The sequence below is a fragment of the Nitrospirota bacterium genome (assembly GCA_016207905.1).
In the GTDB taxonomy this organism is placed as follows: Bacteria; Nitrospirota; Thermodesulfovibrionia; order Thermodesulfovibrionales; family JdFR-86; genus JACQZC01.
In genome coordinates, this window is record JACQZC010000019.1 from 37365 (window position 1) to 53754 (window position 16390).

A 16390-nucleotide genomic window follows, 5' to 3' on the forward strand; every position below is an offset into this window, starting at 1 on the left:
TCACCCATTAATCTCAACTTACCTTCCTCTAAACGACCTTCCAAATGACCTTGAAACCTTCAGCATCAGCACATTGTTTTTGCTTTCTGAGCCCGAGTTTTTGTTACCAGATATTGAATGCATATAGTCTGCACCGAATAACAGTTTTCTATATCTCCAGCCATATGAGACCTTCATCTGTCGGGTATAACCACCTGAGGGCTCGGTCCATGAGGTTGAGGCACTCACAGAAAGAGAGCTTCTCAAAAATATGCTTGCGGTATATATGCTCGAAAGACTATATGATTTGGATGATTCGGAAAAGTCTCCTCTCCCACTGAACTCAAGTTTTCCCCTTCTTGAGACCCTCCATAAAACATTTCCATCCGCAGAAGATGTTTTGTCTTTATAACCGTGACCGTTTTGAACCTCTGTTATGGTATGCGTAACCGAGCCGTTAAACTGCACACTACTGAAAACCCTCCAGTTCATTGAAACTCTGAAGATATGGGATGCCCTACTGCCTTTTTCTTTTATTGGATATATCTTAGAAAATATATAGTTTCCGATAAGGCTTACTTTCCTGAAGCCAACAGATGTTATAGTAAGGTCAGCCCTAAATGGTAAAGCAGTGGCGTCTTTATTATAACTTACTGTTGCATGTCCATTTATGGTTGCTCTCTTGAAATGGGTTGAGAGCGCCGTCTGTGTTAGGGAAATCGTATAGCCATAGTCTTTTGCCACAGGGTCATCTTTGCTTTTTCCTCCTGATGCGCCAACACTCAGACTGGCAAGTGTTTCAAGGGTTAGTTTAGGCGTGGGCTTGACCCTTAGACCTCTTCCCAATGCAGTGCTTACAGAACCGCCAATGCCGTAATTGGTTGAGGAAACATCCTCTGCCTTATGATACGAACCCCCTGCGTTCACCCTGTATTTGAGAATTTTCCACATATTGGCATAGCCAATGGTTGAGCTTAAGTTAATGTCTTCCCTGCCATTAAGTTTCTCGTCAGTGAGGTTATTACTGAGACTGAATCTGCTCCAGTTGTGTCGGGTAGATATGGTGATGGTATCTCGCCGTCTTGTTTCAGTGGCAATCATGCCCTTGGTCTCGGTTTCGTAGAAGATATATCCAAAGTTGTAAGAAGACACATAAGTGCCTTTTTTTGTTTTTACAGTTGGGTTTTGAATGGCTGCAGAAAGCCTGCCTGTGGTTGTTATCCATTTCCTTTCTGAGTCTTTCGTATCTGTATATGTGCCTTTAGATATGTCTAAAGAGACCATTGGGAATTTAAAGACAAATCTCCTTCTTTCTCTTTCCTGTTGCTGTTGTTGTAGGTTCAGGTTGATATTATTGTTGTTATTGTTGTTTCTGTTGCCTCTGTTTATATTCTTATTCCAGTTCGCATTGTTTCCCGTATTGTTCAGATTGCGGTTAAGGTTCATGTTGTTTCCATTTGCATTGGCATTTCCGTTTCCATTTCCATTGCCATCACCATTACCGTTTTGATTATTTACTTGATATTTAACCCTGTAACGGTTCTTTTTATTATTGTTGTTATCATTATTTCTATTCCTATTAAGGTCAGGTTCATACTTTTCTTCTTTTTCAGAATAACTCAGGAATTTTTTATCCCGAAATACCCTTACATAGCCAGGACGGGTATAATAAGTGCTTACTCCATAGTCAAAACTGGTGAAGTCCGTGCCTTCGTAGTAGGAGAATCTGAGAATAATAGGTCTTGGCACATAATTCCAGAGCTTAACTCCCCTGTTTGGGTTTATGGCATTCAAGAAGCTCATAGTAAAATTGAGTCCTTTTATAGAGTAAGACTCACTAGCACCTGAAGATCCGCTTTGCCTATTTGAGAAAGAGGAAGTTAAACCAAAAGATACCAGTCTTGGGTCAAAGACATATCCCGACAAGCCTGCCGAGTAGGTCTGAATAAACGAAGAGCCCTTCCCTGCAGTGCCCCATTCAGTGTTGTATTGAAACGCTACGCCAGCACTAAGGGTATAATTTCGGTAAAACTGGTTTCTGTTCCTTAATCTCTGTGCCTCTGCATTTTCTGGCAGGAACGAAAGGGCAAAACCGAAAATGAGGGCTAATAAAAAGACGGATTTAATGCCAAACCTATGCCTCATTGCTTATGCACCTCTTCTGCCTGCATGCCATTTTTTTTCCTGCCACGAAGTGAAATACGATAGCCATGTCTTTCAAGCCAGCTCACATCCCTTTTGAGTGTTGCTAAGGATGTCAGCAGAAGTCCGGCAATGTCTTCATAGCTCAAAAGGCAACCCTGCTCCTCGGCTTCTTTTGTTAGCCTCAGTATCCTTTCTCTTCTCAGGTTAGCAAGCCCTCCAGCCCGAAGGGCAGTGTCATCTGCCTGACCAATAAGGGTGAGCTTTAGCTTTCGCATGGCATTGCCATTGCCGTTTTTTGTCTCGAAGAATATATATTCTACTTTTCCGAAATCCATTCTCTGATTCTCCTAAAAAGCCTTACTCCCTATCCCTCGGTTTCGGACATTTCCCCTGAGCAGCATCTCTACTCCCTGCTTTCTTAAATAACTGATATCCCTTTTCAGAGTTGCCTTTGAAGTAAGCGTGATAATGCTCAGGTCCTTGTAGCTTAACCTTGCTCCTTGAGTTGCTGCCTCGCTCAAAAGCCTTCTCAGTCTCATCCTTCTCGTGTCCGCAAGTCTGCTTATCCGCCTGTCATCTTCCGAGCAAACAGTCAACTTCAAACTGCGTAACCTGTTTTCACCCTCAAAAACCCAGTAAGTTAGGGTTCCACTCATAACACACCTCCTGTCTTTAAGTGAGTCATATAACGCATGATAGGGTTATATGACTTATGCTGTTTAACATATCCCTTCTATCCAAAGCCTTTCTAAAGGCTCATTTGAGCCCACTTTAGAGTAGACGCAAAAATCACCTCATACCAACTCCTTTATACCTCTATTCAAATATCATGCCATACTAAAGGCTTACCAAACCGTTATTGTCAGCCATTGTTCGTAGACAACCCGACTTAAGCGAGTCTAAGGCAAATACGATAAAAAGGAGGTTTTTGAGGTTTTCTTTTGAAAACATAAGCTCATATGAGCCTATGTTTGGAAGGCATTTTAGAAAGATTTTCCTATTAACTTATAACAAAAAGTATGCCAGAGATTAGGGCAGAGCCTCTTTGACCTCAGATATGGGAAAATAAAGTATAATATTCGACATGAAGAAATTGGTTTTTATATTCTTTACGATTTGCCTCTTTAGTGTCTTTCTTACTCCAATGGAGCTTGGCGATGTATGGTGGCATCTTAAAACAGGTTCATTGATATGGGCTAATCAGGAACTTCCTTCATCCGACCCGTTTTCATTGGCACCGCCTGTTGACAAAGAAGTTCTTACGCCTTTCTGGCTTTTCCAGCTAATAATTTATGGACTCTATAGTGTTTTGGGCATCTCTGGGCTTGTATATCTAAAGGCTTTAGTTTTTAGCGGCAGTGTCCTTTTACTTAATGCCATTTTAAAGGACTATGGAATGACTCAGGCAGAAAGATACATCTTACTTTTGCCTACGGTTTTTATTGCCACCTACTATGATGAAATAAGGCCCCAGACAGTGTCTTTCCTTTTTTTTACTTTCACTTTTTATCTTCTTGAAAGGAAAAGGTCTAAGTGGCTTTTCTTACTTCTTCCTCCTGTCATGCTCCTTTGGTCTAACATGCACGCAGGGTATGTGTCAGGGGTTACGCTGATTGTCCTTTATTGCTTAAGGGATGCAATTAAGAAGAAGTGGTCTCATCTACTCGCATATGTCTTATCTCTTCTCGCAAGTGCTTTAAATCCCAATGGCTTGAAAGCGGTGTCATGGACATGGAACATGCTTTTAGGCTCTATAAAGGGCGCTCAGGTAATTCACGAGCATCTCGGACTTATAGAGTTTACCTCTCTTACAGGGCAGAGAAACCTTCGTAGTTCAATCCTTATCCTCTTAGCACTGGGCATCCTGAGCCTTATCCCTGTGCTTGCCTCTAACATCAAAGAAAAGCAACCCAGAATCCAGATTGACCTTACCCATCTAATACTTTTCATTGGCTTAGGGACTGCATCCATTGCCACATTCAGGGCAGGCATGTTCTTTTCGATAATTGCAACTGCCTTTATTGGCAAAAACCTTGCCCCATTGACGCAGGGCTTAAAGCTCATAAGGGCACGCAGTGTCCTGCTTGAATTGGCTATGCTAATAGTTTTTCTTATAGCTGGTTTTTTCCTTATCTATCCAAGAACAATACTAAAAAACTCTATTTTACCTGAAAGGCTACTGCCTGTTAAGACTGTGAATTTCATGCTCTCGTCAGCTCCTCCTAAAAACATTTTTCATCCATACGAATGGGGAGGATATTTAATCTGGAGGCTTCATCCTAAATACAAGGTCTTTATCGATGGAAGGGCATTAGGCCTTATGAAGGACTACTTAGATGTGCTAACCTGCACCTCTTCATGGAAAGAGACCCTTAAAAAACATGAAGTAAACACAGTGATTTACTGGGCATTACTGCCATACAAAGGCAGGGTGCCGCAAATCGTTCTCTGCCTTTTGAAAGACCAATCATGGAGCCCTGTTTACTGGGACCTTCAGAGCATAGCATTTGTCAGGACAGAGCTTGCAAAAAACCCTATAAACAAGACCCGTATATGGGAATTTCTGACATTCCTGATTTCTTCTAATATAAAGGCATCTCCTTTAGCTCCTGAAAACTATGTGGCATTGGGTGTGCTTTATTTAGAGATGGGCATGAAGGCAGATGCTTTAAAGGCATTTAAGGTCGCATTGTCTTTAGAGCCTGAAAACAAAGAGGCATTGCTATATTATAAGGCATTATATGGTAGTGAGTCATTTCACTAACAGGTGTTTTATTTCACGCATATTTATGCCTTTACTCTCAAACCTTATGTCAAACTTACTTAATTTTGCCTTTGAAATCAAGCATTAAAGGGTCTTTTTGCCGTGGCATAGCCTTTGCATATAAATCAGTAACCTAAAGGTTTCTTCTTAAGAGAAGGGGAACAAAAAGGACCAGATAGGAACCAAATAAGAAACAGAAAGGAGGTGAAAAGAAATTATGAAGAAGGTTTTAATTTTGACATTAGCAATAAGCCTCGTAGTAGCAGGCATTGCAATGGCAACTGTCTTGAGTTCAAAGCATGACATGAGGTCAAGAGTCACAGGCAATACAACGACACAGATTTGTGTATTCTGCCACCATCCTCACAGAGGAGTTGCGGCTGATGGCACCTCGAGGATCCTCCTTTGGAACATCAACGGTTCAGCAGCCACAAACTTTCCGACCTACAACTCACCAACGGCACCTCTGGGTGGAGACACTAACCTCGGCACATCTGATGCAGCACAGTACTCAAGGCTTTGCATGACATGCCATGATGGTACAGTTGCAGACGGCGGCTTCATCAAAGGAACAAAGGAAGCCGGTGCATCAGCATCCTTAGGCTCACTGACAATCAACGATGCAACTGCCAACTTAGGCTCAACATTAGCTGATGACCATCCAGTTGACTTCACATACGCAAACGCAACAGGTAGTGACATAAAGGCAAAAGATGCCAGCACCACTGACCCTAAGGTTATCGGAAATGTTACAGCAGTCAAGTATCCACTTTACAATGATGGCTCTAATGCCACAATGCAGTGTGCAACATGCCATGATGTCCACAGAGGCGAGGCAGTTGGTATTCAGTTCATGAGAGAGCTCGACGATGCTGGCGTCGCATATTCAGGCGGAGTTATCACAGCGAGCAAGATCTGTCGTGACTGTCATACCGCAAAATAATTCCGATTATTCGGGATTTAAAAAGGGGAGTGCAAACTCCCCTTTTTTTATTGTCCTTTCTGCATAGTTGTCATTCCCGCTTACCTCTCCTTTGTCATGCCGACTTGTTCGGCATCTTTCTTCAGAAAGATTCTGGACAAGCCAGAATGACATGCAAGGGACAAGCCCGAATGACAGAGGAAAATGTAAATGACCGTTAGAAACAGCACATTAGCTTGTCTCTATCGTAGATGTCACTCCTGCTTGTCAGGAGTCCTTCTTTTTGTCACTCCTGCTTGTCAGGAGTCCTTCCGACTTGTTCGGAATCGGATATAATAGTTGTATTATGGAGAAAAGCTTTGCTGTGTATATTATGGCAAATGCAAGGCCAACTCTTTATGTCGGTATAACGAATGACCTCATACGAAGAGTCTATGAGCATAGACACAATCTCAATCCGCATTGCTTTACGGCCAGATATTACCTGCACAGGCTTGTGTATTATGAGTTTTGTGACAACAGCCATAGTGCTATTGTCAGAGAAAAACAGATTAAGAATATGAGCAGGCAAGGCAAGATAGAGCTTATCAGACAGGTGAATCCTACAATAAAAGATTTATATGAAGATATCACAGAAAGAATGATTCTGGACAAGCCAGAATGACATCGAGGGACAAGCCAGAATGACATCGAGGGATAAGCCCGAATGACAGAGGAAAATGTAAATGACCGTTAGGGACAGCACATTAGCTTGTCTCTATCGTAGATGTCATTCCCGCAAGCGAAGCGCGTCGGGAGTCCTTCTTTTTGTCACTCCTGCTTGTCAGGAGTCCTTCCGACTTATTTGGAATCGGATATATATGTTATAATAATTTATGCCTATTTATGAGTATAGGTGCTCTGCCTGCGAAAAAGACTTTGAGAAGCTTGTTTTTGGCTCTCAAGTAGTGAGATGCCCTCATTGCAATTCATCCAATATAAAGAAAAAGCTCTCTCTGTTTGGGATGAGCGGTGTAGAGAAGCCCTTTTCTGGAACATCCACCTGCACATCTTGCAGTAAGAGCACCTGCACTACCTGTCACTGAGCAAGGCTTCATGTGTTAAAATTAATCCCTATGGTTGAAAATATTGGCAAGGTATATCTTGTTGGAGCAGGCCCTGGTGACATCGGGCTGATGACCATAAAGGGTCTCTCCTGCCTTAAAAAGGCAGAGGTAGTTGTTTACGATTTCCACCTTAATGCACAGGTCCTAAACTACATCAATCATTCGGCTGAGTTCATATACGCAGGGAAAAGAGGTGGACATCATACAATGACACAGGAGGAGATAAACGACATCCTTATTAAGAGGGCAGGTAAAGGAAGGATAGTTTGCAGGCTAAAAGGCGGCGACCCGTTTGTTTTTGGAAGAGGAGGAGAGGAGGCATCTGCCCTCGCAAAGGCAGGTATCCCATTTGAGGTTGTCCCGGGTGTAAGCTCTGCAATAGCCGCACCTGCATACGCAGGGATTCCGCTTACCCACAGGCATTACTCATCCTCTTTTACAGTCATCCCGGGATATGAGGATATAACAAAGGAGAAATCCTCTATAGACTGGTCAGGGCTCAAAGGAATCGGCACGCTGGTGTTTTTGATGGCTATTAAAAACATAGCAGACCTTACGAGAAAACTAATTGAAAACGGTCTCTCCCCTGACACTCCTACTGCCATCATAAGGTGGGGAACCAGGGCAGAGCAAAAGACAATTGTAGGCACACTTGGCAACATCGTAGCTCTGGTTAAAGAAAAAGACATATTGCCACCTGCAGTCATGGTCGTAGGAGATGTTGTAAGGCTAAGAAGTACTCTTAACTGGTATGAGAAAAAGCCTTTTTTTGGTCAGAGGATTCTTGTAACCCGAGAGACCGTAGAAGGGTTTGAGGCACTTGAGGAGCTTGGCGCAGAGGTCATTTCGTTTCCAACAATAGAAATCCAGCCACCTGTAAGCTATGATGAGCTTGACAGTGTAATAGAGGGAATAGATTCCTACGACTGGGCAATATTTACGAGTTCAAATGGTGTGGAGTTTTTCTTTAGAAGATTCTTTGAGCTTGGAAAAGACATAAGGAATCTAAAGGGAATAAAGGTCTGTGCCGTTGGCTCAAAGACCGCCTCCTCTATAAGGAAATTTGGAATCAATGTAGACCTGATGCCTCTCGAATTCCATGCAGAAGGCTTAATAGAGTCATTCAAAAGGCTTTATGAAAAAGAAGGTCTAAAGGGTCTTAGGATTGTCCTTCCGAGGGCTGAGCTTGGAAGTGATGTTTTCCCTGATGCAATTAGAAACCTTGGCGGTCATATAGATGTCCCTGTTGCATATAGAACGGTCAAGCCCAAAGGAACAGGCAAAAGACTAAGGAGATTTCTCAAGGAAGGCAGAATCACAATCGCTACATTTACCAGCCCAAGCACATTCAATAATTTCATGGACCTAATGGGCAAAGATGCATCACCTCTTCTTAGAGGTGTCAGGATTGCAGTTATAGGTCCTGTCACAAAGAAGGCAATTGAAAAGGCAGGTCTCAAAGTGGATATTATGCCTCATGAGGCAACCATCGAGGCATTGGTCGAAGAGATTAAGTCTGTGCTTTAATCATAGGAATCCTGTCTAAGATGGCATCTGCCACCTCATCCTTACTCATAAGGGGAAGCTTTTCTGTCTTCCTTTTAGAAATGAGCACCACCTTGTTTGTATCAACTGCAAAACCAGAATCAGGTCTGCTTATATCGTTAAAGACTATCATATCAGCACCCTTCCCAATGAGTTTTTCTTTTGCTCTTTTGAGGTTATAGCCAAATTCAGCAGAAAACCCGATGATAAGAGGCTTTTGAGGCATCCCACCAAGCTCCTTTAGAATGTCAGGTGTGCTTTTAAGTTTAAGAGATGAGATGCCGCCTGCCTTTGGAATTTTCCCTTTCTGCTTTACCACAGGCATAAAATCTCCTACTGCAGATGCCATGACAACGGTAGTTATGCCTTTTAGGTTTTTAATTACAGCATCCCGCATCTGAAGTGCCGTTTCAACCATGATGAGCTTTATTCCCGATACAGGCTTGAGGTTGGATGGACCGCTTATAAGGGTAACCTCTGCACCCCTTGCATGCCCTGAATTTGCTATTGCATAGCCCATCTTTCCAGTTGAGCTATTGGAGATGAATCGGACTTCATCTATGTATTCCCTCGTTGGACCAGCAGTGACAAGTATTTTTTCTGTTGAGAGGTCTTTTCTCCTGAGTTCGGATTTAACTGCATGGATTATGGTTTCTATGTCTGCCATCTTGCCTATGCCTTGCTCTCCGCATGCTAAAGTGCCTTTAACAGGCTCTACGATAATTACCCCATCTCCGATGACCTGCTTTAGGTTTCTTTGGAGTGCCTTGCTTTCATACATTCTCCAGTTCATTGCAGGTGCCATAACCACCCTGCCTTTGAAAGAAAGCAAGCACAAACTTAGGAGGTCATCTGAAATGCCGTTTGCCGACTTTGCAATGATATTTGCAGTGGCAGGTGCAATGAGCATAAGCTCTGCATCCTTTGAAAGGCTTATATGAGCCATTGGGTCTCCGAATATGTCAGAGTAAACCTTCCTGCCTGATGCTATCTCGAGGGAAAGAGAGGTTACGAAGTTTTTTGAGGCATTGGTCATTACGACCCTGACATCTGCGCCTTCCTCTTTAAGCCTTCTTGAGAGGTCTATTGCTTTGTAAGCCGCAATGCTTCCTGTAACGCCAAGAAGGATACAGCTATTCTTCAGGCTCTGAGGCATCCTTTTGTTTCTCTTTGAAGATTTCCTCTAATGCCTGCCTGCTTACCTCTTCTTTTTCATGGAGGTAGACCCTGAGGTCTTTTTCGAGCTCAGAGAGGTCCTCTGGAACAGCTTCCCTTTTTCTTTCCTCTAAGAATTTCCTGTAGTCGAATTTCTTAGCCTCTTCCGTTGCAGTTATTGCCTCCTGACCTACGAGAAACTCTAAGACATTTTCTATTGTCTCCTCCATAGCTATCGTCGTTGGCTTTTTGCCCTTTGCCTTAATCTTTGGCTTGACACCTAAGGCAAGCTCTTTTGCCCTCTGAGAGGCTATTGTCGCAAGCCTGAACCTGCTGTCTATCTTTTTTTTGTCAAACTCTATTGGAAGCGAAACAATATCCATCAGCCCTTCTCCTTTATGGTAAGATTTCTCCTGACCCACGAGGGGTCTATATTCGACGAGCACAGTCTTTCGGATATCACAATCGACTGTAACTGCCTGAGCGCCTCATCAAATACCTTATTTACTATAACATAATCGTATTTTTTATACTCCTTTATCTCTCTTAGTGCTGTCTTGAGTCTTACCTGTATCTCCTCCGAAGAGTTACACATCCTTTGCTCGAGCCTTCTCCTGAGGTCTCTGTGGGTGGGTGGAAGAACGAATATGTAGACTGCATCCTCATAGAGGTTTCTTATCTTCGATGCACCCTTGACATCTATGTCTAATATTACATCCACCGGCTCATCGAGCATTGCCTCGAGCCTTTCTCTGGATGTGCCGTAAAGGGAGTCGTGAACCCTTGCCCATTCTGCAAACTCTCCCTTTTTAGCCATGCTTTTAAATTCCTCTTTGCTTACAAAGGTATAGTCTCTGTCATTTATCTCTCCTTTTCTTGGCGGTCTCGTTGTGTAGGAGGTGGAATGCCTTATGCCATTAAGTGTCTCTGTAAGCCTCTGGCAGAGCGTGGTCTTTCCTGCACCCGATGGTGCAGAGACGACAAAGAGGTTTCCCCTGGGCTTAGTCTTCTTCACCTTTGCCCATGGACTTGCTTTCGGTTAATCTCTGAGAGATGGTCTCTGCCTGTAGGGCGCTTAATATCACATGGTCGCTGTCTGTGACGATTATGCTTCTGGTTTTTCTTCCTGATGTGGCATCGATGAGTTTTCCCTTTTCCTTTGCCACATCCCTCAGCCTCTTGATTGGAGATGAGCCGGGTGTCACGATAGCTACTATCTTGGAGGAGGCAATGACATTACCAAAGCCAATGTTAACTATGAGCGGTGGCAAAGAAGACTTTTTTATCTTAGTTTCCGTCATATTATTATTGAGCCCTGCATAATAATGTCCGTTTTCGCTGTCATTCCCGCTTGTCGGGAATCCTTCTTGAAGTAAGAAAGATTCTGGACAAGCCAGAATGACCTTAATCCTAAGGGTATAGGACATAATATTACAGGTTTCAATAGTTATCCTTGCCTACTGGATATTCTGAATCAGCTCTTTTATGTTTTCTATCTCGGATTTCATATCCACTGCCTTTTTAATAATCTCCTCATCCTCTGATTTTGAGGCAATCGTATTTGCCTCCCTCGAAAGCTCCTGAAGAAGGAAATCGAGCTTTCTTCCTATTTTACCACTGTTTTCGAGGATTTTAGCAAAAAAACTTAAATGGCTTTTTATGCGTGTAGTCTCCTCAACGATGTCTACTTTTTCAACTGCCTTCGATGCCTCGAGGATGAGTTTCGTATCGTCTGCACATTCCTCCACGAGAAATGCCTTTATCCTTTCCCTAAAGTTTTTCCGTGCAGATTCAATGCTCTGTGGGAGAATGGATTGCACCTCGTCATTAATCCTCCGAATCCTTTCTGCGCCTTTAAGTATTGCGGTTTCTATATCAGTGCCTTCCTTCACCCTCATTGCCAAAACCTCATCGAGGCTGACTTTGAATGCAGAATAAAGCGAATCTATATCATACGATGGCTCCTCTTGAATGAGCAGTTCTTTCCATGCCAAAAGCACAGTCATATCTATCTCTTTTGTTATCTTGAGTTGTTCTTTGAGGCTATCGAGGCTGACGAGGAGTTCCTTTGCCATGGCATCGTTGATTCTGAACCTTACTTTTTCTTCTCCTGTAGTAGAGACAAAGACATCGAATCTGCCTCTTAGGAACCTCTCCTTAATCATCTCCCTTAATGCCATTTCGTGCCTTCCGAGCATTGGAGGCATCTTTACCGTTATATCTAAAAACCTGTGATTTAAACTGCGGACCTCAACCCTAAAGCCTCCTTTTTCAGCCCCTCCAAAACCTGTCATGCCCTGTATTGCCATAACCTTAGAATAATAATGTAGAAAAACAGTTTAGTCAATAAAAAGGTGGTGCTATGTCAAGCCAATTTAGAAATGTCCTATTTTTCTCTCAGCCGAAGGCTCATAGAGGGGGATGTCTAATAATTAGAACCGTTGTGCCTATTGTTTTCTCTCGACTTTTACAGTCTTTCTATCAAATAAAGGACATTATACTTTAGCAAGGCATATGCCTCGGGGAGAAGGTGTTTGCCAGAAGGGCAATTATCATATGTCTCACACCCCTGTGCCTCTATCTCATTAATTAGAGCATTTAAAATATTCTTAGCTGTGCCATTTTGGCCCTGTTCAAGTTTCTTCTTTGCGGCTTCCAACTTTGCATCTAAGCTCATCTCTATGCCCTTGTTTGTTATCCAGCCTAAAGACGATGCCTCGTGCTTTAGGGAAATAATGTAATTGAGGAAATCCAAAGGCTTAAAATCAGCAGGAGGGGCTTTAGGACTTATTGCTTTCAGCACTACTTTTTTAAATTGTTCCGATTATACTGCGCCATCAAAAGAATGGCTTATCTTACCTAATTATAGAGAACTGAATGAAATACATTGGGCAAAGACCGACAGTGAACCGCCCGGCATTCCTGAATAATACTTTTTTATCGGGCATTAGCTATTACCTCCACAGTAAGATAGGCGGGGGCTAAGCCCCCGCCTGAACTCAGGTTCATCTTATCACATCAGGAATCTTTGTGGGATGGCAAATAAAACTTCTTGAAATCTATAATAAAGAGGAATAAAATGGTCTTAAATAAAGAGAACTGATTAAGTCCTCAAAAAGGAGGCAAAGATTATGGATGTGGTGACTTTGAGCAGACTTCAGTTTGCGGTCACAAGCGCCTTCCACTTCATCTTCGTGCCCCTCACTCTGGGGCTCTCTATTCTCGTAGCTTACATGGAGACGCGATATGTCCGCACCGGAGACGAGACCTATCTCGGAATGACGAAGTTCTGGGGGAAGCTCTTCCTCATAAACTTCGCCCTCGGGGTGGTGACAGGAATCACTATGGAGTTTCAGTTCGGGATGAACTGGTCGGAGTATTCGAGATATGTCGGAGACATATTCGGAGCGCCGCTCGCAATAGAGGCCACGGTGACATTCTTCCTCGAGTCAACCTTCATAGGGCTCTGGGTCTTCGGCTGGAACAGGGTCTCAAAGAGGACTCACGCCCTCGCCATGTGGCTCGTGGCGATTGCCACAAACCTTTCCGCGCTCTTCATACTGCTCGCAAACGGCTGGATGCAGAAGCCCGTGGGCTATGTGCTCAGAAACAACCGAGCCGAGATGGTTGACTTTACTGCTCTTCTCACTAACAGCTATGGATGGCTAAAGTTCACCCATACGCTCACGTCCGGCTATGTGCTCGCCTCATTCTTCGTCATGGGTGTCTCGGCCTATCATCTCCTTAAAAAGAGCAGTCCTGATTTTTTCAGGCGCTCCTTCAGGATGGCGGCCGCATTGGGGCTTGCAAGCTCGATAATGCTCTTCGTAATCGGACACTTCCACGCGGCAGAGGTCGCGAAGGTACAGCCCACAAAGTTCGCGGCTATGGAGTCCGTATGGGAGACCCGAAAATCCGTCCCGTATAACATGATAGTCATACCCGACACCGCAAACGAAAGGAACGTGGTCGAGGCCATCGGCGTCCCCAAGATGCTGAGCTTCCTCGCCTTTCATAGCGGAGACGCCGAGGTAAAGGGACTCAAGGAATTCCCCGTTGACGAGAGGCCGCCCGTCATGCCCGTATTTCTCAGCTTCAGGGTGATGATAGCGCTGGGGCTTCTCTTTATCCTCCTTTCTTTAGTTGCGGTTATAAAGGCAAGAAGGAATAGGCTTGAGACAAGCCCTCTATTCCTGAGGCTTATGCTCTATGCGATTCCGCTTCCGTACATAGCCACCCAGATCGGCTGGATAGTGGCCGAGGTCGGACGACAGCCGTGGCTGGTCTACGGCGTGCTTAAGACATCAAGCGGAGTATCCGGTGCTGTATCTGCCTCTCAGGTAATGGCATCCCTCGCTGGCTTTACTGTCATATACGGCCTTCTTGCCGTCATAGACATATATCTCCTTACAAAGTACTCAAAGAAAGGGCCCGCGGCCATACGGGTCGCAGAAAATGCCGGAGAGGGGTTAGGAACCCCTGCCGGGGAGGTGTAAGATGGAATTCTATCAGGTGATATGGTTTGTCCTCTGGGGAACGCTCTGGGCGGTCTATTTCACGCTCGACGGCTTTGACTTCGGCGCGGCCATCCTCCAGAAGTTCATAGCCAAAAGCGACGACGAAAAACGGATGATCAGCCGGAGCGTGGGCCCGGTCTGGGACGGAAACGAGGTCTGGCTCCTCACGGCAGGAGGAGCAACATTCGCGGCATTCCCGACAGCGTATGCTTTAATGTTCAGCTACCTCTACTCGGCCCTTCTGCTCATACTCTTCTCTTTGATATTCAGAGGCATAGCGCTTGAGTTCAGGGAAAAGGCTGAGTCCGCGAGCTGGAAAAGGTCATGGGACAACACGGTCTGCATAAGCAGTTTTCTGCTTTCTCTTCTTTTCGGGGTGGCCTTCGGCAATATCTTTCAGGGGCTTCCGATGGACGATAAAGGTTACCACGGCTCGCTAATCTCCCTTCTTAACCCTTACGGGCTTCTTACGGGGGTGTTCTTCGTCCTTCTATTTGTGGAGCACGGGGCGCTTTATATTGCCGTGAAGATAGATAATCCACTAAGCGAGAGGGCCGCCAAGGTCGCGGGCAAGCTCTGGTACGCTCTTTTGACCGTTGCCGTTATTTTTCTTGTCTTTACGGCATTCGCTACCAAGCTCTACGCCAACTATCTTGCGACGCCCGCTTTCTTTGTTGTTCCTTTTGCCGCGGTGCTCGCACTCTTAGGAACAAAGATATTCGCCGCGCGGGGCTCTTATCTTAAAGCGTTCTTCTCCTCGGCTACTACGATACTCTCAGTCACATTTACTGGAGTGATAGGGCTCTATCCTAACCTTATTCCATCGAGCCTGAACCCGGAGTACAGCCTGACGATATTCAATTCCTCATCGAGCGCCTATACGCTAAAGATAATGACAGCCGTCGCTTTTATCTTCGTGCCCATCGTTATCGCTTACCAGATATGGGTCTACCGGGTCTTCAGAAATAAGATAACGGCAAAGGATATAACAGAGGAGGAGTCCTACTGACGGAAGATGCAGATAACGCGGGAGAGACTATACGATAAGGTGCGTCTCATATCTCGCCCGTAACGGATGAAATGCTTTTTAGCGGTCGGATTTGAACTTCCCGTCTTTCCAGTCATTCAGGAGCATGACTGTCTTCATCGCCACATCTGCCGTTACCCGGTCAATCCTCCTGACTTCATCATGTTACCTCCTTTTCTTGAGTCAATCCTGTAATAGCTGAAATCCTATACAACCCCTTTTGGCTGCATCGGGCAGCCACCGCCTCCTTCCCTACGCATTATTGGAGGGGGGTAGTGGGAATCGAACCCACACCCAGCTACTTCTTTCGCCGGGTCACAAGTTTTGCAGACCAGGAGGGACACCAGTCCCCTTGCTCCCCATTTCTCTTCACTTTATCGAACCTATTGTCATTCCACGACTCTTCCTGAACATAAATAGCAATGCTAAGAGTCGAATCCGCATTGTGGGGAATCCACGATGCCTGATTACAAACCCTTAAGTTTTTAGAGAGAAAAGTGTTTACTTTGAGGAGATGCGGTAGGAGAGAATCTTAGCTAAGGAAAATCATCAACGGCTCGGGTGGCAATTGACCGCACACTCCCCGGTAAACCTCGACCAGGTTCCTGTGGGACTACTTCAGCCAAAAGCGGATTTGAATAGCCCTGCTATAAACAGTGCGGTCACCTATTCACCTCCCTTTTTAAGTATGGATGGATTATACCAGATATTGTCAAGTCTTTTCTGCAAATTCTCTCAGGGCATTTATTCCCAATGGTTTTTATAGCTTCTAATTAAGCAGCTTCCTCAAGTTTTGATGCCCTTATCCCTGCAAGGATTGCCCTTGCCTCATCTGTCATTGAAACCCCATTCCACCTTAGTTCCCTCCGCAGGAGTCAGTTGCACTTACAGAGAATGCACCACACGCAGAACTACTTAGACTAATTACTCCATTTGCATTAATGCTCACACCTGAACCTTCCACACACCACCTAATATCTCCAACTGCATTAGCAATGCTATATTGATAAGTTCCTGATTTTGTGACCCCATCAGGACCTGAGATGGATAAAGAACAGGTATTACTTCCTCCTCCTGATGCTACCTGAAGATAGGATGAAGGAGTGGAATTACAGGTATTTTCAGCACTAAGTTCTAATGGAGAGGCAATATAGGGCAATGTTAAAAGAAAGGTGATTGACAGGATAAAACACTTAAGGATATAGCCCTTCATTTTACTCCTGCTTCGGC

The 16390-nt window shown here is 44.4% G+C and carries 17 protein-coding genes and 1 tRNA gene; 7 read left to right on the forward strand and 11 right to left on the reverse strand.

The features are described from left to right. Positions 1–18 precede the first annotated feature (18 nt). Genes HY805_02380 through HY805_02390 form a run of 3 tightly spaced genes read right to left on the reverse strand, consistent with a single transcriptional unit; the run spans position 19 to position 2780 of the window. Positions 19–2124: a hypothetical protein gene (locus HY805_02380; protein ID MBI4823063.1), complete on the reverse strand. Its 2106-nt coding sequence runs from the start codon at positions 2122–2124 to the stop codon at positions 19–21. After that, on the reverse strand, positions 2121–2459 hold the full coding sequence (locus tag HY805_02385) for a DUF1670 domain-containing protein (GenBank protein ID MBI4823064.1): 339 nt from the start codon (positions 2457–2459) through the stop codon (positions 2121–2123). Before HY805_02385 ends, HY805_02380 begins: the two co-directional genes overlap by 4 nt. A gap of 12 nt (positions 2460–2471) precedes the next feature. Beyond that, the gene (locus tag HY805_02390) at positions 2472–2780 is read right to left on the reverse strand and encodes a DUF1670 domain-containing protein (GenBank protein MBI4823065.1); all 309 of its coding nucleotides are present in this window, start codon (positions 2778–2780) and stop codon (positions 2472–2474) included. Between the two features lie 428 nt (positions 2781–3208). On the opposite strand from HY805_02390, the gene HY805_02395 reads away from it, so the two are divergent. From HY805_02395 to cobA, 5 genes are all read left to right on the forward strand, one after another. After that, positions 3209–4888, forward strand: a complete 1680-nt coding sequence (locus HY805_02395) for a tetratricopeptide repeat protein (GenBank protein ID MBI4823066.1) — start codon at positions 3209–3211, stop codon at positions 4886–4888. A gap of 217 nt (positions 4889–5105) precedes the next feature. After that, on the forward strand, positions 5106–5831 hold the full coding sequence (locus tag HY805_02400) for a hypothetical protein (protein MBI4823067.1): 726 nt from the start codon (positions 5106–5108) through the stop codon (positions 5829–5831). 325 nt (positions 5832–6156) lie between these two features. After that, positions 6157–6474 (forward strand): GIY-YIG nuclease family protein, encoded by a 318-nt coding sequence (locus HY805_02405; GenBank protein ID MBI4823068.1) that lies wholly within the window; start codon positions 6157–6159, stop codon positions 6472–6474. Positions 6475–6685: 211 nt separating this feature from the next. Beyond that, complete coding sequence (locus tag HY805_02410; GenBank protein MBI4823069.1) at positions 6686–6895, forward strand: zinc ribbon domain-containing protein; 210 nt, start codon at positions 6686–6688, stop codon at positions 6893–6895. A 30-nt stretch (positions 6896–6925) separates the two neighbouring features. Then, positions 6926–8443, forward strand: coding sequence for a uroporphyrinogen-III C-methyltransferase (cobA, locus tag HY805_02415; protein ID MBI4823070.1), 1518 nt, complete (start codon positions 6926–6928; stop codon positions 8441–8443). On the opposite strand, the gene coaBC is transcribed toward cobA, so the two are convergent. The 6 genes from coaBC to HY805_02445 form a co-directional block, all read right to left on the reverse strand. Next, positions 8427–9617: a bifunctional phosphopantothenoylcysteine decarboxylase/phosphopantothenate--cysteine ligase CoaBC gene (coaBC, locus tag HY805_02420; protein ID MBI4823071.1), complete on the reverse strand. Its 1191-nt coding sequence runs from the start codon at positions 9615–9617 to the stop codon at positions 8427–8429. The genes cobA and coaBC overlap by 17 nt on opposite strands. After that, positions 9595–9999: a DNA-directed RNA polymerase subunit omega gene (gene rpoZ, locus HY805_02425; GenBank protein MBI4823072.1), complete on the reverse strand. Its 405-nt coding sequence runs from the start codon at positions 9997–9999 to the stop codon at positions 9595–9597. Before rpoZ ends, coaBC begins: the two co-directional genes overlap by 23 nt. Next, positions 9999–10631 carry a guanylate kinase gene (gmk, locus tag HY805_02430; GenBank protein ID MBI4823073.1) on the reverse strand — a complete coding sequence of 211 codons (633 nt, stop codon included), beginning with the start codon at positions 10629–10631 and terminating at the stop codon, positions 9999–10001. The genes rpoZ and gmk overlap by 1 nt, the downstream gene beginning before the upstream one ends. Then, a complete protein-coding gene (locus HY805_02435; protein MBI4823074.1) occupies positions 10618–10917 on the reverse strand; it encodes a DUF370 domain-containing protein in 300 nt (99 codons plus the stop codon). The genes gmk and HY805_02435 overlap by 14 nt, the downstream gene beginning before the upstream one ends. A 156-nt stretch (positions 10918–11073) precedes the next feature. Beyond that, the gene (locus tag HY805_02440) at positions 11074–11925 is read right to left on the reverse strand and encodes a YicC family protein (GenBank protein ID MBI4823075.1); all 852 of its coding nucleotides are present in this window, start codon (positions 11923–11925) and stop codon (positions 11074–11076) included. A gap of 158 nt (positions 11926–12083) precedes the next feature. Further along, positions 12084–12419, reverse strand: coding sequence for a hypothetical protein (locus tag HY805_02445; GenBank protein ID MBI4823076.1), 336 nt, complete (start codon positions 12417–12419; stop codon positions 12084–12086). 325 nt (positions 12420–12744) lie between these two features. Between HY805_02445 and HY805_02450 the strand changes: the two genes are divergently transcribed. Both HY805_02450 and cydB read left to right on the forward strand, forming a co-directional pair. Continuing rightward, the gene (locus tag HY805_02450; protein MBI4823077.1) at positions 12745–14112 is read left to right on the forward strand and encodes a cytochrome ubiquinol oxidase subunit I; all 1368 of its coding nucleotides are present in this window, start codon (positions 12745–12747) and stop codon (positions 14110–14112) included. Between the two features lies 1 nt (position 14113). Continuing rightward, positions 14114–15142 carry a cytochrome d ubiquinol oxidase subunit II gene (gene cydB / locus HY805_02455; protein MBI4823078.1) on the forward strand — a complete coding sequence of 343 codons (1029 nt, stop codon included), beginning with the start codon at positions 14114–14116 and terminating at the stop codon, positions 15140–15142. Positions 15143–15423: 281 nt separating this feature from the next. Here the strand turns inward: cydB and HY805_02460 are convergent. Together HY805_02460 and HY805_02465 are read right to left on the reverse strand one after the other, a co-directional pair. Continuing rightward, a tRNA-Cys gene (locus tag HY805_02460) sits at positions 15424–15521 on the reverse strand. 495 nt (positions 15522–16016) lie between these two features. Beyond that, complete coding sequence (locus tag HY805_02465; protein MBI4823079.1) at positions 16017–16373, reverse strand: hypothetical protein; 357 nt, start codon at positions 16371–16373, stop codon at positions 16017–16019. Positions 16374–16390: the final 17 nt, after the last annotated feature.

Coding starts and splice junctions, on each gene's coding strand:
- HY805_02440 (MBI4823075.1), bottom strand. CDS start 11,925: ATGGCAATACAGGGCATGACAGGTTTTGGAGGGGCTGAAAAAGGAGGC.
- cydB (MBI4823078.1), top strand. CDS start 14,114: ATGGAATTCTATCAGGTGATATGGTTTGTCCTCTGGGGAACGCTCTGG.
- rpoZ (MBI4823072.1), bottom strand. CDS start 9,999: ATGGATATTGTTTCGCTTCCAATAGAGTTTGACAAAAAAAAGATAGAC.
- HY805_02380 (MBI4823063.1), bottom strand. CDS start 2,124: ATGAGGCATAGGTTTGGCATTAAATCCGTCTTTTTATTAGCCCTCATT.
- HY805_02405 (MBI4823068.1), top strand. CDS start 6,157: ATGGAGAAAAGCTTTGCTGTGTATATTATGGCAAATGCAAGGCCAACT.
- HY805_02395 (MBI4823066.1), top strand. CDS start 3,209: ATGAAGAAATTGGTTTTTATATTCTTTACGATTTGCCTCTTTAGTGTC.
- HY805_02400 (MBI4823067.1), top strand. CDS start 5,106: ATGAAGAAGGTTTTAATTTTGACATTAGCAATAAGCCTCGTAGTAGCA.
- HY805_02385 (MBI4823064.1), bottom strand. CDS start 2,459: ATGGATTTCGGAAAAGTAGAATATATATTCTTCGAGACAAAAAACGGC.
- HY805_02390 (MBI4823065.1), bottom strand. CDS start 2,780: ATGAGTGGAACCCTAACTTACTGGGTTTTTGAGGGTGAAAACAGGTTA.
- HY805_02465 (MBI4823079.1), bottom strand. CDS start 16,373: ATGAAGGGCTATATCCTTAAGTGTTTTATCCTGTCAATCACCTTTCTT.
- HY805_02435 (MBI4823074.1), bottom strand. CDS start 10,917: ATGACGGAAACTAAGATAAAAAAGTCTTCTTTGCCACCGCTCATAGTT.
- cobA (MBI4823070.1), top strand. CDS start 6,926: ATGGTTGAAAATATTGGCAAGGTATATCTTGTTGGAGCAGGCCCTGGT.
- coaBC (MBI4823071.1), bottom strand. CDS start 9,617: ATGCCTCAGAGCCTGAAGAATAGCTGTATCCTTCTTGGCGTTACAGGA.
- HY805_02410 (MBI4823069.1), top strand. CDS start 6,686: ATGCCTATTTATGAGTATAGGTGCTCTGCCTGCGAAAAAGACTTTGAG.